Below are 26538 nucleotides of genomic sequence, written 5' to 3'. Positions count from 1 at the left end.
AGGTGGATCTGACAGAGCACGAGGAGGCCACAGTGGCGACGAAGTCGGCGACCGGCGGGTTGAGCCGGATCACCATCGTGGCACCCCGGACGAGGATGGATCTCGCGCTCCCGTCCGACGTGCCGCTGGCCGACCTGCTGCCCACCCTGCTCCGCTACGCCGGCGAGGACCTGGCCGACGAGGGTGTACGGCACGGTGGCTGGAGCCTGGCCCGGCTCGGCGGCCAGCCGCTCGACGGCGGCCGTACCGCCACGCAGCTCGGGGTCCGCGACGGCGAGGTGCTCTACTTCAACCCGCGCGCGGCGGCGGCCCCGGAGATCGTCTTCGACGACCTGGTGGACGCGGTCGCGACGGCCACCAACCAGCGCCCCGGCACCTGGCAGGTCGGCACCACCCGCTCGTTCTCGGTGCTGCTGGCCGCGGTGACGCTGGGGGTCGGCGCGGCGGTGACGCTGCTCACCGGCCCGCCGCAGCTGCCCGGCGCAGTGGCCGCCCTGCTGATGGCGGTCCTGCTGGTGGTGGGCGCGGCGGTGCTGTCCCGGGCGGCCGGCGACAGCCGGACCGGCTCGGTGCTCGCCCTGGCCGGCCTCGGGTACGCCGCCGTCGGCGGCCTGCTGGTGCTGGCCGGCGACCGGACGCTGACCGAGCTGGCCAGCCCGCACGTCCTGCTGGCCGGTACCGCCGTGGTGCTCTTCGCCGCGGTCGCCGCGCTGGCGGTCGGTGACCGGATGCCGTTGTTCTTCGGGGCCGTCGCGGTCGGTGCCGCAGTGGGTCTCGGCGCGCTGCTCTCGCTGGCCTTCGACATCGGGGCCGCGGCCGCCGCCGCGATCGTCGCCACCGTCGCGTTCGCGACCCTGCCAGCACTGCCGATGACCGCCTACCGGCTGGCCCGGCTGCCCGTGCCGTCCGTCCCCACCGGCCCGGACGACCTGAAGACCGACACCGAGACGGTCGACGGCCGCCGGGTGCTGCGGCTCAGCGAGCGCGCCGACCAGTTCCTCACCGGGCTGCTGTGGACGGTGTCGCTGCTGGTGCTGGGCAGCCAGGCGGTGCTCGCCGGCAACGGCCGGCTGCCCGCGGTGCTGCTCTGCCTGGTGCTGGCGCTGCTGTCGCTGCTGCGGGCCCGCCCGTTCATCGGGCGCGCCCAGCGCACCCCGGTGCTCTTCGCCGGCACCACCGGGCTGGCCCTGACCGCGGCGGCCACCTTCGCCGGGGGTTCGCTGGCGACGCGGCTCGGGCTGGTCCTCGGCGGCCTGCTGCTGACCGCGGTGGTCAGCCTGATCTACGGCCTGGGCGTGGCGGGCAAGCCGATCTCGCCGGTCTGGGGCCGGACCCTGGACATCGTCGAGATCCTGCTGATCGTCTCGCTGGTGCCGATGGCGTTCTGGGTGTGCGGGCTCTACGGCTGGATCGTCAACCTCCGACCCTGACCGTGCCGGCTGCGGTGGCCACCGGCGTGGTGGCGTAGACCCCGGGCCCGTGCTGGCCGTCCAGCGGCCGGGCCGGGATGCCGCACCGGCGGGCCATGTCGCGGACCGCCTTGACCAGGGCCTCGACGTGGCCGTCCATGGCGGCGACGCGCAGCAGCGGCGGCATCGGCCGCCCGCCCGGCACCACCACCGCCGCCACCGTGTGCGACGGGGCCGAGGTCGAGGTGACCGCGTCCACCAGGGTGCCCAGCGACGCCTCGGGCCGCTTGCGCAGAGTCAGGCACAGCTGCGTCCAGCCACCGCCGCGCAGGCCGGTCCAGGTCTCCGCCGGGGGCGCCGGGGCGAGGTCGAGGCCCGCCGCGGAGACCACCGCGGCGCGCAGCTCGTCCCGGCCGAGCACGCGGTGGCTCAACCCGGCCGCGTTCAACGCCTTGCCCAGCCGTCCCACGCCGGCCGCGACCGTGCGGTGCACGCCGTGCATCCCGCCGCCCCGAGCCACCGTTTCGGTACGGGCGTCCGGCACCGACAGGCGCAGCGCCACCCAGACCGTCCGGTGGGCGGCCGGCGGCGCGCCCGGCGCCGGGTACCAGACCAGGGTGTGCGACACGACCTGGGTGAGGGTGAACGGGCCGGCGAAGTCCGCGAGCACCTGGAGGGCGCGGTCCACGACGGACGCCTCGATCGAGCCGGCCGGCGCCCCGGGCCGGTCGGTCAGCGCCACCGCGGCGAACCAGCCGCGTCCGTCCTGACCGATGCCGAGCCGGGTGCCCCGCTCGGTGAGTTCGATCACATTCAGCTCGGGGGTGAGCGCCGCCAGCCGGGGATCGACCACGGCACCCCGGGCGACGGCCTCCCGGGCCTGCTCGCGGCGACGCCCCAGCCGCCGGCGCAGCAGCAGATCCTCGTACCACCAGCGGCCGCCGCGCCGGGCGAACGCCGCCGCCGTCACCAGGAGCGCCAGGCCCCCGACCACGCCCACCACCCAGCCGGGCCCGCCCAGCGCGGCCCAGACGCCGAGCGCGCAGAGCTCCAGCACGACGAGCTGGCCGACGGCGACCGGACCGATCCGACCACGTCCGCGCCGGTCGGCCGGCACCACCGGCCGGTCGGCGGGGACGGCGGGAACGGCGGGGGTACGACCGGGTGGCGCCTGGAGCTGCGTCATCGGTGAGCGTCCCTTCTGGACATCATGGGCATCCGGTGGGGTGGTGCGGTGCCGGAGGACGGGCGGGGGTCCCGATGACCCGCCCACGGCCCCTTATCGTAGGGAAGCCCGCGGCGGAGTTCGGACCTGATCGTCGCGGACCCACCCCCGCCGGAGGTCAATCATGCGGACCCGCCGCGATCAGGTGCAGGCGTACCGCTTCGTCACCCGCCGCATCGTCTCCGCGCTGCTCTCCGGCGACCCCGAGACCACCAACCTGCCGATGCGGCGGCTGGGCATGGCCGTGATCGGCAGCGTGCTCACCGCCGCCATCGTGCTCGGCGGGGCCGGGGCGTACGGCCAGTTCACCGGGAACACCGCCCCGCTCGAGCCGAACACGCTGGTCATCGAGCGGGAGACCGGCGCGACGTACGTCTTCGCCGAGGGCGTGCTGCACCCCACGTTGAACTACGCCTCGGCGCGGCTGATCCTCAACGAGGCCGACCCGCCGACCCGGACGATGTCGCGCGCGTCGATCGACGACCGGCCCCGCGGTCGTACCGTCGGCATCGTCGGCGCCCCCGACGCCCTGCCGGACCGCAAGTCGCTGGTCGGTCTCCCCTGGTCGGTCTGCAACGTGCCGGACCCGGGCGACTCCCGGCGGTCGACCACCCAGGTGGTGATCGACCGGCCGCTGGCCGGCGGGACGCCGCTGGCGGACCGGGCGGTGCTGGTGCGCGGCGACGGGCAGCGCTTCCTGCTCACCGGCGGCCTCCGGCTCCAGATCGTCGGCGGGGACCCGGCGCTGGCCGCGCTGAGGATGGCCAACGCCAGCGTCCTCGACGTCGGCGCGCAACTGCTCAACGCGGTACCGGCCGGGCCGGCGCTGCGGGAGTTGGGCATCGACGGTGACGGCACGCCGAGCGGCCGGTCGGTCGGCGGCCGCCCGGCCCGGGTCGGTCAGGTGTTCCGCGCCGCGGGCGAGCACTACGTGCTGACCCGCGACGGCCTGGTCTCGATCGGCGAGGTGAGCGCCCTGCTCCTGCAGAGCGACGGCGCTCAGGTGACCGACATCAGCCCGGACCAGGTGCGTGAGCTGTCCGACCGGCGGCTGGAGCCCGAGGGCATGCCGCAGGCGCTGCCCGCGCTGCACCCGGTCCGCCCGGGGCAGACGGTGGTCTGCGCGAGCTACCGGCCCGGGCCCGCCGGTGCGCCGACCACCACCCTGGAGGTCTTCGACCGGACGCCGGCCGAGCTCTCCGGCGCCGACGGCGCGACGGCGGCGCGGCAGGGCCCGCGCGACGCCGTCAAGACGGCCGAGGAGGTGCTGCTGCCCGGCGGCAAGGGCGTGCTGGTCCAGGCCGCGCCGGGAGCCGGCGAGGGCACCGAGGCGGCGGCCGGCGCCACCATCTACCTGATCACCCCGCAGGGGGTGCGGTACCCGCTGGGCAAGCCCTCGGACCAAACGGCCACCGCGCTCGGGTACGGCGGGGTGAAGCCGCTGGTCGTACCGGCGTCGCTGCTCTCGCTGATCCCGACCGGCCCGACGTTGCAGCGGCAGGACGCGCTGGCCTACTTCGCTCCCGCCGACGGCCCCGGCACCGCGTCGCCGACGGCGAAGACGGCCAGCGGGGCGCCGACGCAGGGCGGCTGAGGCGTGGGACGGCGGGTTCACGGGTCGCCCCGGCTGGCGCCGGTCGACTAACCTGGACGCGGCCGACGGTATCGACTATGGACAACGGGGATGCTGCCATGACCGGGCGTACGACAGTCGACGTTCTGTCCCTGGAGGACTTTCACCAGCGGTTGGCGGACCGGCTGACCCAGGCCGAGACGGCGCTCAGGAAGCTCACCACCGAGCTCCAGTGCCGTCCGCCCGCACTCGGCTCCTTCACCGACGCCAGCAGCAACGCCCGCCGCTACAGCGAAATGCAGGCGAGCTACGCCGAGCGGGTCGCCCGGCTGCGCCAGGCGGTCGAGGCGTCCCGGACGGCGACGCACACGATCATGACGAACTACCGCACCACCGAGGCGCGCAACGCGGCGAACGCCGCCGACATCGAGGCCGCGCTCAACGGGGTGGACAAGGCGCTCAAGGAGCGGGGAGATCGTCGTGTCTGAGTACACCCAGCGCTATCAGCACGTCAGCCACCGCGAGCTCTACGACGCGGTGCACGCCGGCGACCCCAAGCAGATCGACGAGCTGGCCAGCCAGTGGAGTTCCCTGCGGGACACGCTCGACGGCCTCTCCCGGGACCTCGACGCCGACCTGGACAAGCTGGCCCCCGCCTGGACGGGCGACGCGGCGCGCGAGTTCCACGACCGGCTGTCGCTGGTGGTGCGCTACTCCGCCGACCTCGCCGAGGGCACGGCCGACGTTCGGCAGGCCCTCACCCTGATGGCCGGGCAGCTGCGCACCGCCCAGCGGCAGGCGGAGAGCCCGGAGGCCACCGACGACCACGACAAGGCGATCGACGGGGCGACCAGGGGCCTGGTCCTCGGCGTGCCGGGGATGATCGTCGGCGGCATCATGGGCCACCAGCAGGACAAGGCCGAGCAGGAGAAGGCCCACCAGCGAATGGTGCAGGTGGTGGCCGACCTGGCCGCGGGCTACGAGGTCGCCTCGTACGGCCGGGTCGTCGACCCGCCGGCTCCGCCGCCGCGGCTGCCGGGTGACGCCGACCGGAACGGCGCCACGACCAAGGCCGGCCCGTCGGTGGGCAGCCCGAGGTCCGCACCCGACAGAGGTGTCGCGGGTCCCCCTGGCGACGCCACCGTGTCCACCTCCGACACCTCCGACACCTCGCCGACCGGTTCCGGCGACACCCGCACCGGCACCGGCACCGGCGTCGGCGTCGGCGTCGGTGGTCACGGCCCCGGCACCACCAGCACGCCTGCCGTCGGCGGTCTCGTCAACGCTGGCACCTCGCTCGCGGGCGCCGACCCGCTGACCGGTGGCACGCTGGTGCCCGGTGACTCCGGCCTGGCTGGCGCAGGCACCACGACGACGGGCACCGGCTCCGGCATGGCGTTCGGCGGGGCTGCCGGCATCGCGGCCGGCGGGCTGCTCGGCACCGGCTCGCTGGCCTCTTCCGGCCGGGCGTCCGCCGCGACGCCGGTCCGGCCAGGCACCGCCGCCAGCGGCCTGGAGGACCGCTCCGCCGCCGGCACCGGCCGGCTGGCCTCGGGCGGCGCCGGGCGCAACGGCGTGATCGGCGGGCGGGGCCAGCACGGCGAGGACGAGAGCGACGAGCGGCTGACCTGGCTCACCGAGGACGAGATGGTCTGGCACGACGGCGGCGACACCGCCCCACCGGTGCTCGGCGGCGACCGCTGACCTGACCACGAGAACGGCCCACCCGGAGGCTCCGGGTGGGCCGTTCCCCGTCGAGGCCCCGGCGGCCGGTTCGCGGCCATAGCCGGGTCCGGGACAAATCTGTCCACATCAGAGCAGGTGGCTCGGGTCACGCCGGTCGACGGCGTCGCACCGCTGCACTCGCCGTCGGGTGGCGATAGGTTGGAATGGTGCTGCCCGTAGCGTCCAACCGCCCGTTCCGGCTGGCGACGCTGCGCGATCTGACCCGGCTGGCACTGACCGCCCTGGTGCTCGCCGTCGGTCTCGGCGGCGTGTTCGCCGCGACCGCCGGTCCGGCCGCCGCCGGGCCGACCCGGCCCGCCGTGGCCGCCGCCCGGGTGGCCGAGCCGCCGGCCACCGTCCGGCCCACCGACGGGCAGCTCGCCGACTCCCCCGCCCGGCCGGTCCCGGCCCGGCGTGAGGCCGCCTCCACCGACCGACCCCTTGCGACGCCGACACCGGCGGCGACGACGGACCCGGTCCGGGGCGCCACCGGCCGGCGCGGCCCGCCCCGGCGCTGAGCCGCGCGGTGCCCACCGGGCGCCGGACCGCCGCCGCGCACCGTCGCGACCCTGCGGTCCGTCCGCCTTCCGGGTACGCCCGCCGCCCCGCTCGTCCGGCCCGCCCGTCCACATCGTTCCCGCCGTGAGGTGCTGGTGATGCAGACCGTCTTCTCCTCCGTCCTGCCCGACGTCCCCGCCGCCGCCGTGATCTGGCTGGTCCTGCTCACCGTCGCGGCCGTCGCCGTCGGCGCGCTGGTCGCCCGTCCCGGTCGGCTGCGCTCCGTCGTCGCCGGCCGGATCCGGCAGGCCGCGCTGCCCACCCAACTGGAGCTGGCGGAGGAGGAACGGGAACGCACCCGGTACGCCGGCGAGGTGACGGTCGCCGCCGAGCGCGCGGCTGCTACCTCCGGGCGGCGGCGCGCCGAGTGGCTGGCCGCCCAGGACGAGGTCGAGGCGGCCTGGGAGGCGTACGAGGTCGCCGAGTCGGACGTCCGCCGGCTGTCGGCCGCCGCCGTCATGCCGCTGCCGGGCACGGTCCGCACCCCGGCCGAGTACGCCGACCGGGAGCGGTACCTGCACCGGGCCGCGCTGGACGCGTACTGGCGCAAGGAGCTCTCGGTGGAGCAGCTGAGCGATGTCTTCGCCCACCGCAACGGCTGGGACCCGCGGCGGCACCCGGTCGAGCAGGAGCTGGTGCTGCACCGTGCGATCCGGGACCACCTGGCCGCCCGGCACCGGGGCGCGCTGGAGCGGGAGCGGGAGGCGTGGCGCGCGGCCGACCTGGCCTCGGCGGCGGCCCGCAGCCTGCGGGAGGAGGCGTTCGCGGCGCTGGACCGCAGGCCGGAGGAGGTCGAGTCGGTGGTGCCGATGCCGGAGACCCGGCGGCCGGTGGCCGAGCCGGCCCGGGAGTCGGCGGGCGTGGCCCGGGGTCGGGCTGCCGTCGCCGCCTACTGACCGCACCCCCGGCGCACCCTCGGCGGTCGTCGACGGTCACCGGCCGCAGGGCCGGCGCGGTGACGTCACCGCCGCGCCCGCGGGCGGCGGGTGCGAGGTTCGGCTAGCGTGACGACATGTCCCGCGAGACGTTGGTCCTCGTCGTCATCGGCGGCATCCTGGCGCTGGCGACGCTGGTCGGTGCGGTGCTGCTGGCGATCCGGGTGGTCCGCACCCGGCGGATGCTGGGTGCCCTCGGTGTCGGGGGCAAGGTGGCCTTCTACGGCGCGCTGATCTACACGATCCTCCCGGTGGACGTGCTGCCCGACCCGATCTACCTGGACGACATGGGAGTTCTCGCCGGGGCGCTGATCTACCTGAGCCGGCTCGCCCACCAGCGCCGGGCGGAAGCCCGCCGGTTGCCCGGTCAGCCGGACACTCCCCCTGGTCAGGACCGGGTACACCGTCCCGTGCCATGATCGTGCGGGCCGGCCCGGCATGTCGCCGCCGCCGGTCCCGTGGGCGCCCCGGTCGCCGTCTGCCACGTCGACGGACGGTGGTGGCTGACCATCGAGGGACGGGCGGTACTCCGCCCCGATTCGGCGTCGGTGGCCGAGGCCGAGCGCCTGACGCTTCGCCCCCGTACCCCGCGCGTGCACTGAAGAGTGGCTTTGTTCCACGCTGGGACGATCGCTCTTGCCAGGAAGGTGCACACCTCTGGGCAACCGTTGCAAGGTTCATGGCCGGTTGTCCGGATCGGGTCGGTGGCGGGTGCCACCGGAGGAGCGGAATCAGGGCCTGGCCCTGGTCGTTACATCCTCCGGACGACCGAGGCAGGACAGGTGACGGGCCGGCATGGGCCCGGGCCGGCGGTCGTTCACATCCCCGGTGAACGAGCGGGCCGAGCGGCCCGAGCGGTCCCCTGATGATCCGAGCGCCTTCCCGGTGCTTGCGTCCGCGTCCCCGTGACCGGGCGTCAACCCCCCGAACGGAGCTTCGACCATGAACACGATCTTCCGTAACGGCCTGCTCTCCGTCGCCGGCCTGATGATGACCGGTGGCGCCATCATCGGTCCCGCCGTGGCCGCGCAGGCCGCGCCGGCCAAGAAGGCGTCCGGCTCCGTCGTGTCCGAGAAGGGCAAGGGCGAGCGTCGCGCCGGCTACGAGTACCAGGCGCAGCCGAACTTCTTCTACTGTGGCCCGGCGTCGACGCGGATCGCGCTGTCGGCCGAGGGCAAGGCGGTCAGCCAGGACGAGTTGGCCAAGAAGCTCGGTACCACCGTGAACGGCACCGACTCGGCCATTGACATCACCCGGGTGCTCAACGAGTACACCGGCGGCAAGTACAAGACCACCGAGATCAGCAACGACGTCGCCTCGAAGGAGCAGATCGAGCGGCTCCGGACCGACGTGAAGGCCGCGGTGGACGCCGGTGAGCCGGTGGTGGCCAACATCCTCGGTGTCGCGGTCGACGTCGATGGCGTCGAGCACAGCTACCCGGGCCACTACCTGACCGTGGTGGAGTACAAGGACGACGGCAGCACCGTCAAGATCGCCGACCCGGCGGACCCGGACACCCAGGAGTACTGGATGGACGTCGCCGACCTGGCCAACTGGATCGCGGGCCGCGGTTACAGCTCCTGATCCAGCACGACCGACGAGGCCGGCCTCCCCGACAGGGGAGGCCGGCCCATTCGGGTCTACAGCGGCGGGCGCGTCGACCAGGCCGGCGAGCAGCGCCACCTGGGCACCACCCGGTCTTCAGCTGCCCGAGAGGCAGACGACTCGACGGCGTCCAACACCTGGTCCGCCAGGTCGATCCGCTCGGCCAACGAACGGGCCCCCACAGAAGAGCGGGGGGTCAGGCCGGGACGCGTAGGTGGGCGGTGAACCAGTCGCCCGCCGCCTCGGCCACCTGTTCCAGCGTGCCGGGCTCCTCGAACAGGTGGGTGGCGCCGGGCACGATCCGCAACTCGTGTGGCGCGGTGAGCGCCGCGGCGGCCTGCTCGTTGAGCGTGATCACCTGCTCGTCCAGGCCACCGACCAGCAGCAGCGTCGACGCGCGGACCCCGGGGAGCGCGGTGCCGGCCAGGTCCGGACGGCCGCCCCGGGAGACCACCGCCGCCACCCGGTCCGGCCGCCCCGCCGCGGCGACCAGCGCCCCCGCCGCTCCGGTGCTCGCCCCGAACAGGCCCACCGGCAGCCGGCCCAGCGTGGGCTCAGTACCCAGCCAGTCGACGATGCCGGCCAGCCGCTCGGCCAGCAGGCCGATGTCGAAGCGCAGCTCGGCGGTCCGGGCGTCGATGGCGTCCTCCTCCGGGGTGAGCAGGTCGACCAGCACGGTGGCGAGCCCTCGACGCTGGAGCACCCCGGCCACCGCCACGTTGCGCGGGCTGTGCCGCGAGCTGCCGCTGCCATGCGCGAAGAGCACCACACCGGTCGCTCCCTCCGGGACGAACACGTCGGCCGGGAGCCCGGCGTCTGCCACCGGAATGGTCACCTCGTTGCTGCCTGTTCGCATCTCCACCCTCCGTACCGCCGGATCCGCACCGGCCCGGCGGTCATACCCGCGCCGCCCGTACCCAAGCGGGAGCGACCCCACCGGGGGCCACGGTGACCGCGTGGGAGCGGCGGCCGGCGCGCGTTTGCCGCCGACGCCCTCGGGAAGCCGCAGGGTGACCGCACGACGGTGCCTGGCACGCCCAGGCGCCCCGACGGATCGCGAGGATCGCCATGGCTGAGCAGAAGTCCAGGCAGCAGACCCGGACCGCCGAGCAGGAACGCCGCGAACAGGACGCTGAGCGCGGTCAGGACTGGGCAGACGAGGCGGCGCGGGCCCGCACGGCGGACGACCCGGCCGCGATGGCCCCCCGCGACGCGGCGGGCCGCCCCTCCAACGGCCGCCAGTTCTGACCGCTGCCGGCCCGAGGTTGGCGGCGTCCGCCGCCAACCTCGTGGTCGACCCGGCTCCGCCGGTCAGGACTTGTCCTCCGGAAGGTGCAGCAGCGGGGCGCGACCCGGGGGTTGCTCGGGGGCCGGGCCGGGTGGGTCGGGGGTCAGCACCGGGACGGTGACCGGCAGCGATCTGGTAACGGTGATCTTCTCGCCGTGGTGGCGCAGCTCCATCACCGCGTCCGGCCCGCCGTTGTGCAGCGAGTACGTGGTCTGGTGCGGCCGGACGTCCACCCGCAGCCGCATCGAGCGCCACTGCAACGAGAACTCCAGCCGGCTGAGCCGGCTGGACAGGCGCGGCGAGAACGACAGCGTCCCGTCGTGGTCGCGCAGCCCGCCGAAGCCCGCGACCAGCGCGATCCACGCGCCGGCCAGCGAGGCCATGTGGACGCCGTCCCGGGTGTTCTCGTTGAGGTCGTGCAGGTCCATCAGGGCGGCCTCGCGCATGTAGCGGTGGGCCAGTTCGGGGTGCCCGACCTCGGCCGCCATCACCGCCTGGGTGCTGGCCGACAGCGAGGAGTCCCGCACGGTACGCCGCTCGTAGTAGAGGAAGTTGCGCAGCTTCTGCGCGCCGGTGAAGGCGTCACCCCGCCAGTGCATGGCCAGCACCAGATCGGCCTGCTTGACCACCTGCTTGCGGTACAGGTCGAAGTACGGGTAGTGCAGCAGCAGCGGGTACTTCTCCGGCGGGGTGTGCTCGAAGTCCCACTCCTGCAACCGGGTGAAGCCGTCCACCTGCTCGTGGACGCCGAGTTCCTCGTCGTACGGGATGTGCGTGGCGTTCGCCGCGTCCCGCCACTCCGCCGCCTCCTCCTCGGTCACGCCGAGGTGGAGCGCCTCGTCCCGGAAGCGCATCGCGCATTCGGCGGCGGTGAGCAGGTTCCGCTGCGCCATCAGGTTGGTGTAGATGTTGTCGTTCTTGACCGCGGTGTACTCGTCCGGCCCGGTCACCCCGTCGATGTGGAACTGGCCGTTGCGGTCGTGGTGGCCCAGCGAGCGCCAGAGGCGGGCCGTCTCCACCAGCAGCTCCAGGCCGATCTCCCGTTCCAGCTGGTCGTCGCCGGTGACCTGCAGGTAGCGACGCAGTGCGTCGGCCACGCCGGCGGCGACGTGGAAGGCGGCGGTGCCGGCCGGCCAGTACGCCGACGACTCCGGGCCCCCGATGGTCCGCCAGGGGAACGCCGCACCCCTGAGGTTCAACGTCCGGGCCCGCTCGTGCGCCTGTTCCAGCGTCGAGTGCCGCCAGTACAGGGCGTCCCGGACGGCGGACGGCTGGGTGTAGGTGAGCACCGGCAGCACGAACATCTCGGTGTCCCAGAACGCGTGCCCGTCGTACCCGGGACCGGTCAGGCCCTTGGCCGAGATGGGTCGCCGTTCGGCCCGGGCGCCGGCCTGGAGGACGTGGAACAGCCCGAACCGGACCGCCTGCTGCACCTCCGGGTCGCCCTCGACCCGCACGTCGGCGGCGTCCCAGAACTCGTCGAGGTATTCCCGCTGCTCCCGGCGCAGGCCCTCCCAGCCGTCCAGCCGGGCCGCGGCCAGCGCCGCGCCGACCTGGTCGCGCAGCGCCGGCAGCGACCGCCGGCTCGACCAGCCGTACGTGAGGTACTTGACCACCCGCAGCGTCTCGCCGGGTTTGAGCACGCAGCCGACGGTGGTGCGCACCCAGTCCTCGTAGCCCTCGGACTCGACGGTGGCCTTCGCCGGGGCGTGCACGTCGTGGCCCATCTCGGCGGCCACCCGCAAACCGCTGACCTTGGTGCGGTGGATGAGCAGCCCGCCGTCGTCGGTGGTCAGCTCCTCCTCGGCCTGCAACGGGGACTCCAGCACGGCGGCCACCCGCGGGTCGCGGCTCTGCGCCGGCAGGGTCTCGTTGGCGACCAGCTCGGACTGGAGGATCAGCCGCACCGGCCCGTTCAGCGCCTCCACCTCGTAGTGGATCGCGGCGGCCGCCCGGTGGGTGAAGGAGACCAGGCGGGTGGTGCGGACCTTGACCTCGCGCCCGGCCGGGGAGCGCCAGTGCATCTCCCGGTGCAGGGTCCCGGCCCGCAGGTCGAGGATCCGCTCGTGGGACAGCAGCTCGCCGTACCGGACGTCGAGCGGCTCGTCGTCGACCAGCAGCCGGATCAGCTTGCCGTTGGTGACGTTGACGATGGTCTGGCCCGACTCGGGAAAGCCGAAGCCGGCCTCCGCGTACGGCAGCGGGCGCAGCTCGTAGAAGGAGTTGAGGTAGGTGCCGGGCAGGCCGTGCGGCTCTCCCTCGTCCAGGTTGCCGCGCAGACCCACGTGCCCGTTGGAGAGCGCGAAGACCGACTCGGACTGGGCCAGTACGTCCATGTCGAGCCGGGTCTCCCGGATGTGCCAGGGCTCGACCGGATAGGCCCGTTCGCGGATCATGCCACCGCCCCCTTCAACAGATCGGAGAGGTCGGTGACCACGATGTCCGCGCCGTGGGCGCGCAACTCGTCGGCCTGGCCGACCCGGTCGACGCCGACCACGTACCCGAAGTCGCCGGCCCGGCCGGCGGCCACCCCGGCGAGGGCGTCCTCGAACACGGCGGCGTTGACCGGGTCGACCCCGAGCAGCTTCGCGCCGGCCAGGAAGGTGTCCGGGTGCGGCTTGCCGCGCAGCCCCTCGGCCCGCGCCACCAAGCCGTCGACCTGAGCCTCCAGCAGCGGTTCCAGGCCCGCGGCGGCGACCACGGCGCGGCAGTTGGCGCTCGCCGAGACCACCGCGCGGCGCAGCCCGGCCGCGACGGCCGCCCGCAGGTACGTCACCGAGCCCGGGTAGACCTCGACACCGTCGCGGTGGATCCGCTCCAGCAGGACGACGTTCTTGCGGTTGCCGACCCCGTTGACCGTGTCCGCCTCGGGCGGGTCGTCGTGGCTGCCCTCCGGCAGCTCCACGCCCCGGGAGGCGAGGAAGGACCGGACCCCGTCGGCCCGGGGCCTGCCATCCACGTACCGGTGGTAGTCCGGCCCAGGGTCGAACGGCCGGTACGGCTCACCGGTGGCCGCCGCCCGTCGCGCCAGGAACGCGTCGAAGGTCTCCTTCCAGGCGGCGTTGTGCACCCTGGCGGTCTGCGTCAGCACACCGTCCAGATCGAAGAGACAGGCGGACACGTGAGCAGGTAGGCCCAGCACGGTACGAATCTATCCATCGCACCGCCCGGACAGGCCCCTTTTGACAGGTGCCGGGGGCGTCAGCGGTGGGGGCGCAGCGTCCAGACCACGGTCATCGTGGCGGTGGGGGTGCCGTCCTCGGTGCCGATCTCGACCTCGACGGGGAACTCCGGCCGCTGCCCGGCGTCGATCTCGGCGACCACCTCGGCCGGCGTACGACCCAGCCGGGCGGTGGCCAGCACCGGCCCCATCGCCAGCTTCTGGTACGCGATGTCGGCCCGGACGGCGAGCGGCACCGCACGGTCGAGCAGGTGGCTGAAGGCGGCCATCACCACCGCGCCGGACGCGGTCTCGCCGAGGGTGAACATGGCTCCGGCGTGCGGGCCGCCGACGTGGTTGTGGGTGGCCGGCGTGTCGGGCAGCCGGACGACCGCCCGGACTCCGCCCTCGGCCTCCGGAGCGACCTCGACGAACTCGAAGCCGAGGGTACGGGCGAACGGCACGGCCTGGAGCATTCCGGCCGCCACCTGGCGCGAGTCGATGGACATGGCCCCGACGTTACTAGCCGGTAACTTTTCCGGCAAGACGCGGCGGACCAGCAAATTTTCGGGGTGCCGGCCCGCGAAGCGCGGGCACGGCGGGAGCCGACGGCGCGCGGTTCAACGCCAGCCGACGTCGATCCGGTCGCCGCGCTCGTCGAAGAAGTGCAGGGCATCCATCCGTACGGCGACCGACATCGGATTGCCGGCGGAGATCGCCGGGTACGGGGCGAGGCGTACCGCCAGCTCGGCGGGGCGGCGGTGGTGGCGGCCCGGGTCGGCGAGCACGCTGGTCCGGTTGCCGCCGCCGGTCGGGGCGGAGATCGGCTCGACCTCGCCGGCCCGGCCGGTGAGCCGCTGCATGACCTGCCCGAACCGACGCCGTCCGCGCTGCCCGCCGGGGGAGTCGTCCACCGCGGCGCCCATCTCGTCCACCACGATCGCGGTGGCGCCGATGTCGAGGAAGGCCAGCGACTCGTGCCCGTGGTGCTCCAGGTAGCGGACCCGGCCCTGGAGCACGTCGCCGGGGGTGTCCGGGGCGACCGGGGTCAGCGCCTCGGCCCGCATCCCGATGACGATCCGCTCGCCGTGGTAGTGCGCCACCGCCCGGCTGCGGATGTCGTCCCAGGGCAGGTAGAGCGCCTGCTCGCCGAGGGTGAGGGTGACGTACCGATCGAGGTGGACGTAGACCGAGGCCTCCAGCAGGTTCATCCGGGGGCTGCCCAGGAACGCCGCGACGTAGAGGGTGGCCGGCCGGCCGTACACCTGGGTCGGCGTGCCCACGTCCTGGAGCACGCCCTTGCGCATGATGGCGACCCGATCGGCCATGGTCAGCGCCTCGGCCTGGTCGTGCGTGACGTAGATGGTGGTGACGCCCAGCTCGCGGGTCAACCCGGAGATCTCCGCACGCAGCTCCGCGCGCAGACCGCTGTCCAGGTTGGACAGCGGCTCGTCCATCAGGAAGAGCCCCGGCCTGCGCACTATCGCCCGCCCCATGGCCACCCGCTGCCGCTGGCCACCGGAGAGCTGGCTCGGCTTGCGACCGAGGACGTCCCCGATGCCGAGCGCGCCCGCCACGTCGTGCACCCGCTCGCCACGCGAGGCCGGCTCCACACCGGCCAGGCGCAGCGGGAAGGCGATGTTGTCCCCGACGGTCATGTGCGGGTAGAGCGCGAAGTCCTGGAAGACCATGGCAATCTTCCGCTCGCGTGGCGGCAGGTCGTTGGCGACCTCGCCGTCGAGCATCACGGCGCCGGCGGTCGGGTCTTCCAGGCCCGCGACCATCCGCAACACGGTGGACTTGCCGCAGCCTGACGGCCCGAGCAACACCATGAACTCGCCGTCGTTGACGTCCAGATTGACGCTGTCGACCGCGAGCGTCCCGTCCTGGAACACCTTGGTGACATCCTTGAGCGCGACGGTGGTCACCGTCTCCTCCCCCAGCTCGGCCAAACTCCGCTTGACTGTGACGAGGATCATGCGATCAGCACATCGGGTAAACGTGCCATGTTCTGGTCATGACGGGCCTATTACCGGCAGGGCTCCGCGTCGGCGGGATGCTGGGTCACGCGGGGTCGTCGAGGAACACCCGGCGGACCACCCGCTCCGCGGCGTGCCCGTCGTCCAGGGTGCAGAACCGGTCCCGGAACCGTTGCCGCGCCCGCTCCGCCTCCGCCCCGGCCACCGCGCCGGAACGGAAGAGTTCCAGCAGGTCGCCGAAGGTGCGGGCGACCGCGCCGGGCGGTGCGGCGGTCACGTCGAAGTAGACGCCCCGGGCCAGCGTGTACGCGTCGTGGTCCGGCGCGTACACGACGATCGGGCGGTCCAGGACGGCGTAGTCGAACATCGCCGACGAGTAGTCGGTGACCAGCATGTCCGCCGCGAGGTAGAGGTCCTCGACGCAACCGTGGTCGCTGACGTCGACCGCCCGGCCACGGGTACGCCAGCGGGCCCGGCCGTCCCGGTCGTGGAAGTAGTGGCTGCGGATCAGCAGCCGGCCGGCCGGCCCGAGCACGTCGAGCAGCCGCGCCGGGTCGAACGGCGGGCGGTAGTGGGGCAGGTGCTCGCGGTGCGTCGGCGCGTAGAGCACCACCCGCTCGTCCGGGGCGACGCCGAGCCGGTCGCGGACCTCGCGGACCTCCTCGGCGGTGGCGGCGACCAACCGGTCGTTACGCGGGTAGCCGACCTCCAGCGTGGTGTACGACGCCGGGTAGGCCCGGTCCCACATCTGGGTGGAGAAGCTGTTCGAGGTGATGCTGTAGTCCCAGCGATCCACCCGGCGCAACAGCCCGGCGAAGTCCATCCCGGCCGCCCCGAGCGGGAAGCGCTGCTGGTCCAGCCCCATCACCTTCACCGGCGTGCCGTGGTGGGTCTGCACGTGGACGGAGCCGGGTCGCTTGCGGACGAAGTCGGGGAAGTTGACGTTGTTGACCAGCCACCGTGCCCGGGCCAGCGCCCGGTAGTACTCGCGGGTGCCGGCGACGACGTACTCGGTGCCGGGTGGCAGGCTGTCCACCCGGTCCCGCCCGACGATCCACACCCCCCGGACCTGCGGGGCCAGCCGGCGGGCGGCAGCGTGGATCGCGGCCGGGTTGCAGGCGTACCCGCGGTACCAGTAGGCGGCGTAGACGGCCAGCGTCGGGTCGATCGGCCGGCTCAGCTCGGCCCGGTAGTACTCGTGCAGCACCGCGTCCCGGGTCAGCCGCGCGGTACGCCGGGCCACCGGCAGCGCCTTCCGGGTGGCGCTGCGGGCCGTCGTGCGGGCCTGGTTCGCGGCCCGCAACGCGCTGAACGTCCGCCAGCGTCCCGCCGCGACCAGCCGGTGCTTGAGTCCCTCCAGCCCGTCCGGGACGGGGTGCCCCTCGGGTGGCCGGAAGCGCCGGTGGTCGGCGGTCATCCGGGCGAAGAACTCCGGGCGCAGCGCCGGGGCGATCCGGTCGCCGTTGCCGAGCACGGCCAGGTGGTGCCAGACCATCCGCTCGAAGACCGCCGGCCGCAGCTCAGCCACCGCCGGACCCCAGCGGTCCATCAGCTGGAACACCCGGTGCCACTGCGCGAAGACCTCGAAGTGCCGGTCCCCCCGCGTTCGGGTGATGGCTCCGGCCCGCCGTTGCCGGTAGTTGACGCAGACCCGGTCGAGCACCCCGGTCCGCTCGGCGGCCAGCAGCACCGGGTAGCTGAAGGAGACGTCCTCGTACCAGCCGGGGGCGAAGCGGAGCCCGAGTTCGACCAGGAACTCCCGGCGGACCAGCCGGTTCCAGGCGGTGTGCAGCAGGCGCATGGTCTCCGGCCGGTCCCGCAGCCGGAAAACGGCTTCGCCCGGCGGCTCCGGGAACACCTCCGGCATGGCGCTGGGGGTGTCGGTCTCGTCCCAGTGCACCCGGACGTGGTCCACCATGAGCACGTCCGGGCGGGTGGCCCGCAGCCGGCCGGCGACCTCGGGCAGGCAGTCCGGGGCGAGCCAGTCGTCGCCGTCGACGAACCAGACATACTCCCCGACGGCCCGGTCCAGCCCGGCGTTGCGGGCCGGACCGAGCCCGACGTTGCGGGGCAGCCGGAGCGCCCGGACCCGGGGGTCGCGGGCGGCGTACTCGTCGAGGATGTCGCCGCTGGCGTCCGGCGAGGCGTCGTCGACGCCGATCACCTCGAAGTCGCCGAAGGGCTGGCCGAGGATCGAGTCCAGGCACTCGCGCAGGTAACCCTGCACCCGGAAGGCCGGTACGACGAAGCTGATCAGGGTCATCCCGGCCGCCCCTCCCGTCAGCCCGGCGAACCACCTCGAACCGGGATGGCCGTCACCCGCGCGGCGCGGGCCGGCAGGACGACCCAGGCCAGGACGACACTCGCCACGAATCCCACGAGAAGGTACGTACCGAGTGTAGCCAGACCGATACGCTCAATTCCGGCGATCGCCGCCAGTGCCAGCAGCACCGACCGCCCCTCCCAGCCCAGCGTCCAGCGGTGCAGCGGCGGGGCCGGCTGCCGCTTTTCCAGCCGGGCGGTCAGGTCGTAGTGGTGCAGGGTGAGCACCAGGACGTAGCCGAAGACCAGCCAGGCCGGCGCGCCGCCGACCACCCCGACGGCGATGGCGAACAGGTACTCCCCGGCCCGCAGCGCGGCCGGCACCAGCCAGTCCAGCGGCCCGTTGTGCGCCGCCCCGGCACCCAGCCCGCCGACCAGCAGCACCAGCAGCGCCACCGGTACCCACCAGCGCAGCCCGCCGCCGCCCGCCACCAGCGCCGCGACCAGCAGCGCCGCCGGGCCCAACGCCGCCAGCACCGCCAGGGTCAGCGGACCCATCGGGCGGACCACCGGCAGCCGAGCGGCCAGCGGGCCGTCGTCGCGGTGCAGGGTGGCGTCGACCGTGTCCAGCACCGGCACCCACATCCAGCGCGCCCGCAGCGTGCGCAGCGCCCCGGTGTACGCGAACGCCAACGTCCCCCAGACCAGCACCGCGACCAGGCTGACCAGCGGGTTGAACAGCGCCACGGTCAGCGCGATCAGCGCCCACCGCTCGCCGATCGGGAAGACCACCGTCCGCTTCAGCCAGTACGACACCGACCCGGTGTCGGCCTGCACGCGGGTCGAGGCGGCGTTCAGCCGGTCGCCGATGGCACCGCCGCCCGCGCCGACCGACGTCTTCGGCCGGCGGGCCGCCTCGTCGTGCAGTACGCCGTACCAGGTGTCGGTCATGTGCCGGACGGTCTGCAGGGTCATCGCGGCGATGGCCAGCGCCCAGCCGTACCGGAAGCCGGCGTGGGTTGCCCCGTAGCCGAGACCGGCGTACACCAGGTACTCCTTCGCCCGGTCGGCCATGGTGTCCAGCCAGCCGCCCCAGGCGCTGAAGTGCCGGGTGTAGCGGGCCAGTTGGCCGTCCACGCAGTCGAGCACGAAGCCGAGGTAGAGCAGGACCGCCCCGGCGACCCAGGCGGGCCGGCCCCCGACGCCGAACAGCACCGCCGCGGTGACCGCGAAGAGCACCGACACCATGGTCACGGCGGTCGGGCCGAATCCGATCCGGGCCGCGGCCTTCGTCACGTACGGCGACCAGGTGCTGACGAAGTAGGTGGTGAAGAAGTCGTCCCGCTCCTTGACCGAGAGCCGCAGCTCGGCCTTGTCCTCGTCCACCCCCGCCAGCGCCGCCTCGGCGGCGTGCAGCGCGGCGGCGTCGTCGACCCGGTGCGCCACGAGCAGGCGTACCCGTTGGGCGAAGGTCAGCGTGCCGAGGGCGGTGAGCGCGGCGAAGAGCGCGTCCACCGCGGGCCCGGCCGCGGCCCGACCGGCGGCCCGGGCGGCGGCCGCGAGGGCCGGCAGGTCCTCGGCGCCGACCCGCAGCGCGCCGCCGAAGACGCCGGTGGCGTCGGCCAGCTCCGGCCCGGCCTCGACCACCTGGCCGCGCTCCTCGCGCACGGCCGTCCGGCCGGACGCCGGCGGGTCGGTGAGCACCAGGGCCACCGTCGGGCCGACCGGGCTGGTCGCCAGGTGCCGCAGTACGACGGTGTGCGCGACCAGGTCGGCCCCGCTGACGATCACCGGTCCGGTGGCGGCGCCCACCAGGGCGGCCAGCTCGTCCAGGTCGGCGGCGGCCCGGACCTCGTCCGCCCCGGCCCGGCGCCACTGGGCGGCCAGCCGGTCGGCGAGCGTCTCCCCCGTGCCGGTGGGCAGGCCCGCGGCCGGCGAACCGGCGGCGAGCACGATCGCGAGAGTCACCGCGGGACCGCGGCGTGGTACGCGTCGAGCGCCTCGGCGACCGTGCCGTCCACGGTCAGCCGCCCACCGTCGAGGTAGAGCCCCCGACGGCAGAACCGGGTCAGGTCCTTCTCGTTGTGTGACACCAGCACCAAGGTGCGCCCCTCCGCGAGCAGTCGGTCGATCGTCGAATAGCACTTCTTACGGAACTCCGCGTCGCCCACCGCGGTGACCTCGTCCATCAGCAGGATCGGGTGCGGCAGGTGGGAGATGATCGCGAACCCGAGCCGGACCTTCATGCCGGACGAGTAGTGCCGGACCGAGGTGTCGATGGCCCGCTCCACCTGCTCGCCGGCGAAGGAGACGATGTCGTCGAAGTTCCGCTTCAGGTACGCCGACGACAGTCCGTGCAGGCCGCCGACGAGGTAGAGGTTCTCCCGGCCGGTGAGGTCGTTGGAGAAGCCGGCGGAGAGTTCCAGCAGCGGCGCGACGTCGCCGCGCACCCGGATCCGCCCCTCGTCGGGGATGAGCACCCCGGCGATCAGCCGCAGCAGGGTGCTCTTGCCGGTGCCGTTGCGCCCGATCACCCCGAGGGTCTCGCCGGGCTGGACGGTGAAGGAGACGTCGCGCAGCGGCCAGAACTGCCCGGACGCCGCGCCGCGCCCGCCCCGGTGGATGAACAGCTCACGCAGCCGCAGCTGCCGCCGGCGGTTGCGGACGAACCGGATGCCGAGACCCTCCGCCTCGATGATCGGCGCCACCTCACAGCTCCTTGAGCACGGCGGGTTCGAGCCGACGGAACGCCCACCAGCCGGCGACCAGCACCAGCAGGCTACCGGCGACCGTGGTGGCCAGCAGCCGGGCGTCGGGGAACTCGTCCGGGTACCAGATCGCGTGCTGGAGCTGGAAGATGCCGACCAGCGGGTTGAGCTCGTAGGCGACCTTCACCCAGCCCGGCATCCGGGACTCCCGGACCAGGCTCAGCGGGTAGATGATCGGCGTGGCGTAGAAGAGCACCCGGATGATCAGCCGCATGAAGCGCTCGACGTCGCGCATCAGCACGTTGACCGCCGAGAGCAGCAGCGAGAGCCCGACCAGCAGGGTCGCCTGCACCAGCACGGCGAGCGGCAGGGCGAGCAGTGACCAGCCGGGGTGAATCTTGCCGTGCGCGGCGTACCCGGCGGCGACGGCAAAGAGGATGGGCAGGCCGGCGGCGTACTCGGCGAACCGGCCGGTGACCCGGCCGATCGGGAAGACCTGCCGGGGCACGTTCATCGTGGTGATCAGGCGGGACTGCCCGGTCAGCGCATTGGTCGCCTCGCTCAGCGCGGAGCTGGTCCACATCCAGGCGAAGATGCCGGTGATCAGGAAGAGCGGGTACGACTCGGCGGCCTGCCCGAGGTGCCGGTTGGTGTCGCCGGAGTAGAGCACCCCGAAGACGAAGAAGTAGATCGCCCCCATGCCCAGCGGCTCGATCAGCGACCAGAAGTAGCCGAGCACGGACTGCTGGTATTTCACCGCGAGGTCCCGCTTGACCAGGATCCGCAGCGAGTTGCGGTGCGACCACAACGCCGCAACGCCAGCGGTCACCGTCGCCTCCCGCCTCCCCGGACGGACGACAGGTTAGCAGTCGGTGAACGAACGCCCCTCAGCACTCGATCACGTTGACGGCCAGGCCGCCGCGCGCCGTCTCCTTGTACTTGACTTTCATGTCGGCGCCCGTCTCCCGCATGGTCTTGATGACCTTGTCCAGCGAGACGGCGTGCACCCCGTCCCCACGCAGCGCCAACCGGGCGGCGGTGATCGCCTTGATGCTAGCCACCGCGTTCCGCTCGATGCACGGGATCTGCACCAGCCCCCCGACCGGGTCGCAGGTCAGCCCGAGGTTGTGCTCCATGCCGATCTCGGCGGCGTTCTCCACCTGCGCCGGCGTGCCACCCAGCGCCTCGGCGAGCCCGGCGGCGGCCATCGAGCAGGCCGAGCCGACCTCGCCCTGGCAGCCGACCTCGGCGCCGGAGATCGAGGCGTTCTCCTTGAACAGCACCCCGATGGCGCCGGCGGCCAGCAGGAATCGGACCACGCCGTCGTCGTCGGCGCCCGGAACGAACCGGGTGTAGTAGCGCAGCACCGCCGGGATGATGCCGGCCGCGCCGTTGGTCGGGGCGGTCACCACCCGGCCGCCGGCCGCGTTCTCCTCGTTCACGGCGAGGGCGAACAGCGTCACCCAGTCCATCGCGCGCAGCGGGTCGGTGGAGTCGGCATCCGCCGCCAGGCTCCGGCGCAGCTCCGCCGCCCGGCGCCGGACCTTCAGCCCGCCGGGGAGGACGCCGTCGCGCTCGCAGCCGCGCTCGATGCACTCCCCCATCACCCGCCAGATCTCCAGCAGGCCGGCCCGCACGTCGGCCTCGCTACGCCAGGACAGCTCGTTGGCCAGCATCACCTCGCTGATCGACAGCCCGGTCGCGCCGGTCACGTCGAGCAGTTCAACGCCGGTGTAGAAGGGGTGCCGCACGCGGGTCGTGTCCGGTTTGATCCGATCCGCCCCGGCGGCCGCCTCGTCCACCACGAACCCGCCACCGACGGAATAGTAGGTGCGGGCCCTGACCTGGATGCCAGCCGCGTCGTACGCCGCGAAGGTCATCCCGTTCGGGTGGTACGGCAGCGACCGGCGGCGGTGCAGCACCAGGTCACGGTCCGGATCGAAGTCGATCTCCTGCGCGCCGAGCAGGCTCAGCCGCCGCACGGCGCGGATCCCGGCGACCCGGGGGCCGACGGTGTCGGTGTCGACCGTCTCCGGCGCCTCGCCCTCCAGCCCGAGCAGCACGGCCCGGTCGCTGCCGTGGCCGTGCCCGGTGGCGCCCAGCGACCCGAAGAGTTCGGCCTGGACCCGGGCGACGTCGGCCAGCAGCCCGTCGGCCTTCAGCCCGACGACGAACGTCCGGGCGGCCCGCATGGGGCCCACAGTGTGCGAGCTGGACGGCCCGATGCCGACGCTGAAGAGGTCGAAAACACTGATCATGGGTGCACTTTCCTCGCCGTCGTCCCCGGTGGTGCGGGTCCGACCCGGGTCACGGCCGCCGGGGTCTCCGGCAGCCGGCGGGTGCCGCCCGGGTGTGGGCGGCGTCGACCGGCGAGCCTACCCGTCCACCTCACCCGCCGCCCCGCCCCGGCCGGCGCCGAGCGGGACGCCCCGCGAATTGCGGCATGTCGCTGTGTCGGCCGGCGAGGACGCCGCGACCTGCCGCAACTCGCCAGGCGGCGGGCCGGGGGCGCGGCGGGCCCGGGGCGCGGTGGGTCGGCCGGCGCCGACACGGGTAACCACCTACGGGTACCGGGCCGCCGGATCCGACTTGCGACGGAGGGCGCGGGGGCCACCCCTTCCTACCGTTGATTCCGGAGCGGCGGATCGCCGCAGAGTGGGAGTACGACGATGAGTCGCAAACTGGTCCGGCCCCGCGAGGGGCGCATGCTCGCCGGTGTCTGCGTCGGCCTGGCCCGCCGGTTCAACACCTCGGCGTTCCTGATCCGGCTGCTGTTCCTGCTGTCGCTGCTGCTGCCCGGCACCCAGGTGATCATCTACCTGGTCCTCTGGGTCCTGATGCCCAACGAGGACCGCTACCCCTACCCCACCACCAGCTACTGACCCCACCTGCCCCGGGCCGCGCGGCCCGTCCCCGGGCCGCGCGGCGCGTCTTTCACATGAACCGGGTCGGGGGTCAGGGGGCGGTGTAGGTGACGGTGACCTTCTCGTAGCCGAGGGAACGGAGCAGGCCCTCCAGCATCTTGCGGGTGTTCTCCTCGGCCCGCTGGTTCAGCCCGCTGTCCCGCGCCGCCGCGGTGATCCGTTCCTCGGCGAGCTGGTAGACCTGCTGCTGCCGGTTGGGATCGCCCTTGACCAAGTCGTTGATCCGGTTGAGCAGGCCCCGCTCCTCGGCGAAGACGTAGCTCTTGTTCAGGTCGAGGTTGGTCTTGCCGAGCTGCGGCGCCGGCAGCTTGATCTCGACCGACTTGCCGTCGGCGGACTCGACCACCGCCCCCTCGGAGATCTTGGTGAAGTCGACGTACGCCTCCACGCTGCCCGCCCCGACGAAGAGGGTCCGCTGGTTGAGCAGGAACTCGGGCACGTTGTTGCGGTCGTTCTGCAGGTCGACCACGACCTGGAAGTTGCCCTCGGCGGCGACGTAGCGGCTGAGGTCCTGGATCGACTTGAGCAGCGGCGGTTGGCTGCGGTCGGTCTGCTCCTTGGCGAAGGGGTTGCGGAAGTCGGGGAAGATGCCCGTGGCCTGGGTGCCGAGCAGCACCACCACCGCCAGCGCCGCCGCACCGAGCACCCAGAGCAGGCCACGGGCGGGCCCGCCGGAGGGCACCGGACCGACCGGCCGCGGCGCGGAGGGGTCGTCCGGCCGGGCCGGAAGCGTGTCGGCGGTCGGGTAGCCGGGGAACTCCCGGGTGGGCTCGTTGATGTCACCGTCGCGGGCCATGGCCCTCACCGTCCTCGTCAGACACTTCGTCTTCCGATGACGGTACGGCCCGGATGCGACACCCGCGCGGCGAGCGAACCGAACGGGTGAAGCACGGCTCAGGCGAAGGCGGAGACCCCGGTCAGCTTCTGCCCGATGACCAGCTGGTGGATCTCCGAGGTGCCCTCGTAGGTCAGCACGCTCTCCAGGTTGTTGGCGTGCCGCATCACCGGGTACTCGCCCGAGACGCCGTTGGCGCCGAGGATCGTCCGGCACTGGCGGGCGATCGTGAGCGCCTCCCGCACGTTGTTCAGCTTGCCCACGCTGACCTGCTCGGGGCGCAGCTTTCCGGCGTCGGCGAGCCGGCCCAGGTGCAGCGCCAGCAGGTAGCCCTTGTTCCACTCGACGGCCATGTCGGCGAGCTTGGCCTGGGTGAGCTGGAAGCCGGCCAGCGGCCGGCCGAACTGGGTCCGGGTGGTCGCGTAGTCCAGGGCCGCCGCCAGGCAGTCGCGGGCCGCGCCGAGCGCGCCCCAGACGATGCCGTGCCGGGCCTCGGTCAGGCAGCTCAGCGGGGCCTTGAGCCCGATCGCCCCGGGCAGCTGGGCGTCGGCCGGCAGCCGGACGTCGTCGAGGGCGATCTCGCCGGTGAGTGAGGCACGGAGAGACATCTTCCGACGAATTTCCTGCGTGCCCACCCCACGGGTGTCCATCGGCACGAGAAAACCTCGCACGCCCTCGTCGGTGCGCGCCCAGATCACCCCGACCTCGGCGATCGGCGCATTCGTGATCCACATCTTGGCGCCGTTGAGCACCCAGTCGTCGCCGTCGCGGCGCGCCCGGGTGGCCATCGAGGCCGGGTCGGAGCCGTGGTCGGGCTCGGTCAGGCCGAAGCAGCCGATCGCCTCGCCGGCCGCCATCGACGGCAGCCAGCGCTGCTTCTGCTCCTCGCTGCCGTAGCGCCAGATGGCGTACATGGCGAGCGAGCCCTGCACCGAGACCAGCGAGCGGATGCCGGAGTCGCCGGCCTCCAGCTCCAGGCAGGCCAGCCCGTACGCGACCGCCGAGGCGCCGGCGCAGCCGTACCCGGTCAGGTGCATGCCGAGCAGGCCGAGCTTGCCGAACTCGCGGGCCAGCTCCCGGGCCGGCACGTGACCCTCCTCGTACCAGCCGGCGACGTGCGGACGTACCCGGTCGTCGACGAGCTGGCGCACGACGGCGCGGATCTGCCGCTCCTCCTCGCCGAGCGAGGCGTCGACGTCGAGCAGGTCCAGAGGTGCGGTCATGGGGGCCACCTTAACGAGTCTTCAGGCGGGCGTCATCCGTCCTGGCCGCCGAGCACCAGCACCCGGGCGTGGATCTGGTTGCGCTGCTGCAACGCCGCGCGCAGCGCGCGGTGCAGGCCGTCCTCCAGGTAGAGGCCGCCGTTCCACTGCACCACGTGCGGGAAGAGGTCGCCGTAGAAGGTCGAGTCCTCGGCGAGGAGCTTGTCCAGCGCCAGCTCCCGCTTGGTGGTGATGAGCTGGTCCAGCCGCAGCGGACGCGGCGGGATCTCCGCCCACTGCTTGAGCGTGAGGTTGTGTTCCGGGTAGGGACGCCCGTCCCGGACCGCTCTGAAGATCACGGCACGTTCCCCTCCCCTGGCCGGGCCGACCGACGGCGCGGAGCCGGGTCACGCCGTGGCGCCGCGCGGTGCGGCACCGATGACCGTGCCAGCCTAACCGCCTCCGCCACACTGCGTTTTACTCCCTCATGTCGGTTTCGCTACGGGTGATACCCACCCGGGACCGCACAAACCACACTCAATTCCACCGGCCGCGCCGGACCACCTCGCCGATCGGACGCCGCCCCCGGCGCAGCGACGGTGACCGATGGTCGGGCACCCGGTAACCCACGGTCACCGCACCGATCGGCTGGTACTCCTCGGGCACCCCGAAGGCCTCCCGGTAGGAGTCCAGCCGCTGCGGCGGGATGCCGAAGAAGCAGGCGCCCAACCCCTCGTCCACGGCGGTGAGCAGCATGAGCAGCGCGGCGAAGCCGGTGTCGACGTACCAGTAGGGCACCGGCCAGCGCTCCGCCGCGCGGTCGGCCCAGCCCTTGTCCGGCTCGGCGTACCGCTCCAGGTAGGCGGAGCGGTTGGCGTGCGGCACCACGATCAGCGGCGCCCGCCGCATCCCGGCCAGCCAGCGCTCGCGGCCTCCGCCGCCCGGGGTGGCCGCCGTCCAGAACCGTTCCCGGTCCTCCGGGGCCTCCAGCACCAGGAAGCCCCAGCCCTGCGCGAACCCGGCCGACGGCGCCCGCACCGCGTGGTCGAGCAGCCGGTCCACCACGTCCGGCGGGACGGGACGTTCCGGGTCGTAGTTGCGCACCATCCGGCGTCGCCGGACCACCTCGCCGAACTCCATGCCCCCGCCG

25 protein-coding genes are annotated in these 26538 nt (G+C 73.5%); 10 read left to right on the top strand and 15 right to left on the bottom strand.

From position 1 onward, the window contains the following. The first annotated feature begins 32 nt into the window (after positions 1-32). On the top strand, positions 33-1430 hold the full coding sequence (gene eccD, locus ABZ807_RS10475) for a type VII secretion integral membrane protein EccD (protein ID WP_357155065.1): 1398 nt from the start codon (positions 33-35) through the stop codon (positions 1428-1430). On the opposite strand, the gene ABZ807_RS10470 is transcribed toward eccD, so the two are convergent. Then, positions 1414-2595: a type VII secretion protein EccE gene (locus ABZ807_RS10470; RefSeq protein WP_357155063.1), complete on the bottom strand. Its 1182-nt coding sequence runs from the start codon at positions 2593-2595 to the stop codon at positions 1414-1416. The two genes, eccD and ABZ807_RS10470, sit on opposite strands and share 17 nt — an antisense overlap. Before the next feature lie 163 nt (positions 2596-2758). Between ABZ807_RS10470 and eccB the strand changes: the two genes are divergently transcribed. From eccB to ABZ807_RS10435, 7 genes are all read left to right on the top strand, one after another. Beyond that, entirely contained in the window at positions 2759-4228 is a 1470-nt protein-coding gene (gene eccB, locus ABZ807_RS10465; protein ID WP_357155061.1) for a type VII secretion protein EccB, read from the top strand. A gap of 98 nt (positions 4229-4326) precedes the next feature. After that, entirely contained in the window at positions 4327-4695 is a 369-nt protein-coding gene (locus ABZ807_RS10460) for a hypothetical protein (RefSeq protein WP_357155059.1), read from the top strand. Further along, on the top strand, positions 4688-5911 hold the full coding sequence (locus ABZ807_RS10455; RefSeq protein ID WP_357155058.1) for a WXG100 family type VII secretion target: 1224 nt from the start codon (positions 4688-4690) through the stop codon (positions 5909-5911). The genes ABZ807_RS10460 and ABZ807_RS10455 overlap by 8 nt, the downstream gene beginning before the upstream one ends. A gap of 188 nt (positions 5912-6099) precedes the next feature. Then, positions 6100-6450: a hypothetical protein gene (locus tag ABZ807_RS10450; RefSeq protein ID WP_357155057.1), complete on the top strand. Its 351-nt coding sequence runs from the start codon at positions 6100-6102 to the stop codon at positions 6448-6450. Positions 6451-6588: 138 nt separating this feature from the next. Continuing rightward, on the top strand, positions 6589-7386 hold the full coding sequence (locus tag ABZ807_RS10445; protein WP_357155055.1) for a hypothetical protein: 798 nt from the start codon (positions 6589-6591) through the stop codon (positions 7384-7386). A 116-nt stretch (positions 7387-7502) separates the two neighbouring features. Beyond that, positions 7503-7844 (top strand): YkvA family protein, encoded by a 342-nt coding sequence (locus ABZ807_RS10440; protein ID WP_357155053.1) that lies wholly within the window; start codon positions 7503-7505, stop codon positions 7842-7844. A gap of 523 nt (positions 7845-8367) precedes the next feature. Further along, entirely contained in the window at positions 8368-9009 is a 642-nt protein-coding gene (locus ABZ807_RS10435; protein ID WP_357155051.1) for a C39 family peptidase, read from the top strand. A 217-nt stretch (positions 9010-9226) separates the two neighbouring features. Here the strand turns inward: ABZ807_RS10435 and ABZ807_RS10430 are convergent, their stop codons facing one another. After that, on the bottom strand, positions 9227-9886 hold the full coding sequence (locus ABZ807_RS10430; RefSeq protein WP_357155050.1) for a dienelactone hydrolase family protein: 660 nt from the start codon (positions 9884-9886) through the stop codon (positions 9227-9229). A gap of 212 nt (positions 9887-10098) precedes the next feature. Here ABZ807_RS10430 and ABZ807_RS10425 point away from each other — a divergent pair, with 212 nt between their 5' ends. Continuing rightward, positions 10099-10278: a hypothetical protein gene (locus tag ABZ807_RS10425; RefSeq protein ID WP_357155048.1), complete on the top strand. Its 180-nt coding sequence runs from the start codon at positions 10099-10101 to the stop codon at positions 10276-10278. A 63-nt stretch (positions 10279-10341) separates the two neighbouring features. Here ABZ807_RS10425 and ABZ807_RS10420 read toward each other — a convergent pair whose 3' ends face one another. The 9 genes from ABZ807_RS10420 to ABZ807_RS10380 form a co-directional block, all read right to left on the bottom strand. Then, complete coding sequence (locus tag ABZ807_RS10420; protein ID WP_357155047.1) at positions 10342-12714, bottom strand: glycoside hydrolase family 65 protein; 2373 nt, start codon at positions 12712-12714, stop codon at positions 10342-10344. Beyond that, complete coding sequence (locus tag ABZ807_RS10415) at positions 12711-13460, bottom strand: beta-phosphoglucomutase family hydrolase (RefSeq protein WP_357155045.1); 750 nt, start codon at positions 13458-13460, stop codon at positions 12711-12713. Before ABZ807_RS10415 ends, ABZ807_RS10420 begins: the two co-directional genes overlap by 4 nt. A 59-nt stretch (positions 13461-13519) precedes the next feature. Then, the gene (locus ABZ807_RS10410) at positions 13520-13987 is read right to left on the bottom strand and encodes a DUF4442 domain-containing protein (protein WP_357155044.1); all 468 of its coding nucleotides are present in this window, start codon (positions 13985-13987) and stop codon (positions 13520-13522) included. 111 nt (positions 13988-14098) lie between these two features. Continuing rightward, the gene (locus tag ABZ807_RS10405; RefSeq protein WP_357155042.1) at positions 14099-15457 is read right to left on the bottom strand and encodes an ABC transporter ATP-binding protein; all 1359 of its coding nucleotides are present in this window, start codon (positions 15455-15457) and stop codon (positions 14099-14101) included. Between the two features lie 85 nt (positions 15458-15542). Beyond that, positions 15543-17720, bottom strand: coding sequence for a bifunctional glycosyltransferase family 2 protein/CDP-glycerol:glycerophosphate glycerophosphotransferase (locus ABZ807_RS10400; protein WP_357155040.1), 2178 nt, complete (start codon positions 17718-17720; stop codon positions 15543-15545). A gap of 17 nt (positions 17721-17737) precedes the next feature. Then, positions 17738-19642, bottom strand: coding sequence for a DUF5941 domain-containing protein (locus ABZ807_RS10395; RefSeq protein ID WP_357155241.1), 1905 nt, complete (start codon positions 19640-19642; stop codon positions 17738-17740). Between the two features lie 41 nt (positions 19643-19683). Beyond that, positions 19684-20427, bottom strand: coding sequence for an ABC transporter ATP-binding protein (locus ABZ807_RS10390; protein ID WP_357155039.1), 744 nt, complete (start codon positions 20425-20427; stop codon positions 19684-19686). Between the two features lies 1 nt (position 20428). Continuing rightward, positions 20429-21256: an ABC transporter permease gene (locus tag ABZ807_RS10385; RefSeq protein ID WP_357155036.1), complete on the bottom strand. Its 828-nt coding sequence runs from the start codon at positions 21254-21256 to the stop codon at positions 20429-20431. A 58-nt stretch (positions 21257-21314) separates the two neighbouring features. After that, positions 21315-22685, bottom strand: coding sequence for an L-serine ammonia-lyase (locus ABZ807_RS10380; protein ID WP_357155034.1), 1371 nt, complete (start codon positions 22683-22685; stop codon positions 21315-21317). Positions 22686-23096: 411 nt separating this feature from the next. Here ABZ807_RS10380 and ABZ807_RS10375 point away from each other — a divergent pair, with 411 nt between their 5' ends. After that, positions 23097-23309 carry a PspC domain-containing protein gene (locus tag ABZ807_RS10375; protein ID WP_357155032.1) on the top strand — a complete coding sequence of 71 codons (213 nt, stop codon included), beginning with the start codon at positions 23097-23099 and terminating at the stop codon, positions 23307-23309. 73 nt (positions 23310-23382) lie between these two features. Here ABZ807_RS10375 and ABZ807_RS10370 read toward each other — a convergent pair whose 3' ends face one another. The 4 genes from ABZ807_RS10370 to ABZ807_RS10355 all read right to left on the bottom strand — a co-directional run bounded on the left by ABZ807_RS10370 (position 23383) and on the right by ABZ807_RS10355 (position 26528). Then, on the bottom strand, positions 23383-24147 hold the full coding sequence (locus tag ABZ807_RS10370; RefSeq protein ID WP_357155030.1) for a DUF4230 domain-containing protein: 765 nt from the start codon (positions 24145-24147) through the stop codon (positions 23383-23385). Positions 24148-24245: 98 nt separating this feature from the next. After that, on the bottom strand, positions 24246-25409 hold the full coding sequence (locus ABZ807_RS10365) for an acyl-CoA dehydrogenase family protein (protein ID WP_357155028.1): 1164 nt from the start codon (positions 25407-25409) through the stop codon (positions 24246-24248). A gap of 32 nt (positions 25410-25441) precedes the next feature. Beyond that, positions 25442-25747 (bottom strand): type II toxin-antitoxin system VapB family antitoxin, encoded by a 306-nt coding sequence (locus ABZ807_RS10360; RefSeq protein WP_357112869.1) that lies wholly within the window; start codon positions 25745-25747, stop codon positions 25442-25444. A gap of 178 nt (positions 25748-25925) precedes the next feature. Beyond that, a complete protein-coding gene (locus ABZ807_RS10355) occupies positions 25926-26528 on the bottom strand; it encodes a nitroreductase family protein (RefSeq protein ID WP_357155026.1) in 603 nt (200 codons plus the stop codon). Between the last annotated feature and the right edge of the window lie 10 nt (positions 26529-26538).

The organism is Micromonospora sp. NPDC047548 (assembly GCF_040642975.1).
Classification (GTDB): Bacteria; Actinomycetota; Actinomycetes; order Mycobacteriales; family Micromonosporaceae; genus Micromonospora.
The sequence above is the reverse complement of the archived record's forward strand: the minus strand, read 5'-3'. Positions and strand labels throughout refer to the sequence as shown.

What these genes read in the sequence shown, in the direction of transcription:
- ABZ807_RS10470 (WP_357155063.1), bottom strand. Translation starts at nt 2,595, where the DNA reads ATGACGCAGCTCCAGGCGCCACCCGGTCGTACCCCCGCCGTTCCCGCC.
- eccB (WP_357155061.1), top strand. Translation starts at nt 2,759, where the DNA reads ATGCGGACCCGCCGCGATCAGGTGCAGGCGTACCGCTTCGTCACCCGC.
- ABZ807_RS10460 (WP_357155059.1), top strand. Translation starts at nt 4,327, where the DNA reads ATGACCGGGCGTACGACAGTCGACGTTCTGTCCCTGGAGGACTTTCAC.
- ABZ807_RS10445 (WP_357155055.1), top strand. Translation starts at nt 6,589, where the DNA reads ATGCAGACCGTCTTCTCCTCCGTCCTGCCCGACGTCCCCGCCGCCGCC.
- ABZ807_RS10440 (WP_357155053.1), top strand. Translation starts at nt 7,503, where the DNA reads ATGTCCCGCGAGACGTTGGTCCTCGTCGTCATCGGCGGCATCCTGGCG.
- ABZ807_RS10435 (WP_357155051.1), top strand. Translation starts at nt 8,368, where the DNA reads ATGAACACGATCTTCCGTAACGGCCTGCTCTCCGTCGCCGGCCTGATG.
- ABZ807_RS10430 (WP_357155050.1), bottom strand. Translation starts at nt 9,886, where the DNA reads ATGCGAACAGGCAGCAACGAGGTGACCATTCCGGTGGCAGACGCCGGG.
- ABZ807_RS10425 (WP_357155048.1), top strand. Translation starts at nt 10,099, where the DNA reads ATGGCTGAGCAGAAGTCCAGGCAGCAGACCCGGACCGCCGAGCAGGAA.
- ABZ807_RS10420 (WP_357155047.1), bottom strand. Translation starts at nt 12,714, where the DNA reads ATGATCCGCGAACGGGCCTATCCGGTCGAGCCCTGGCACATCCGGGAG.
- ABZ807_RS10410 (WP_357155044.1), bottom strand. Translation starts at nt 13,987, where the DNA reads ATGTCCATCGACTCGCGCCAGGTGGCGGCCGGAATGCTCCAGGCCGTG.
- ABZ807_RS10405 (WP_357155042.1), bottom strand. Translation starts at nt 15,457, where the DNA reads ATGATCCTCGTCACAGTCAAGCGGAGTTTGGCCGAGCTGGGGGAGGAG.
- ABZ807_RS10400 (WP_357155040.1), bottom strand. Translation starts at nt 17,720, where the DNA reads ATGACCCTGATCAGCTTCGTCGTACCGGCCTTCCGGGTGCAGGGTTAC.
- ABZ807_RS10380 (WP_357155034.1), bottom strand. Translation starts at nt 22,685, where the DNA reads ATGATCAGTGTTTTCGACCTCTTCAGCGTCGGCATCGGGCCGTCCAGC.
- ABZ807_RS10375 (WP_357155032.1), top strand. Translation starts at nt 23,097, where the DNA reads ATGAGTCGCAAACTGGTCCGGCCCCGCGAGGGGCGCATGCTCGCCGGT.
- ABZ807_RS10370 (WP_357155030.1), bottom strand. Translation starts at nt 24,147, where the DNA reads ATGGCCCGCGACGGTGACATCAACGAGCCCACCCGGGAGTTCCCCGGC.
- ABZ807_RS10365 (WP_357155028.1), bottom strand. Translation starts at nt 25,409, where the DNA reads ATGACCGCACCTCTGGACCTGCTCGACGTCGACGCCTCGCTCGGCGAG.
- ABZ807_RS10355 (WP_357155026.1), bottom strand. Translation starts at nt 26,528, where the DNA reads ATGGAGTTCGGCGAGGTGGTCCGGCGACGCCGGATGGTGCGCAACTAC.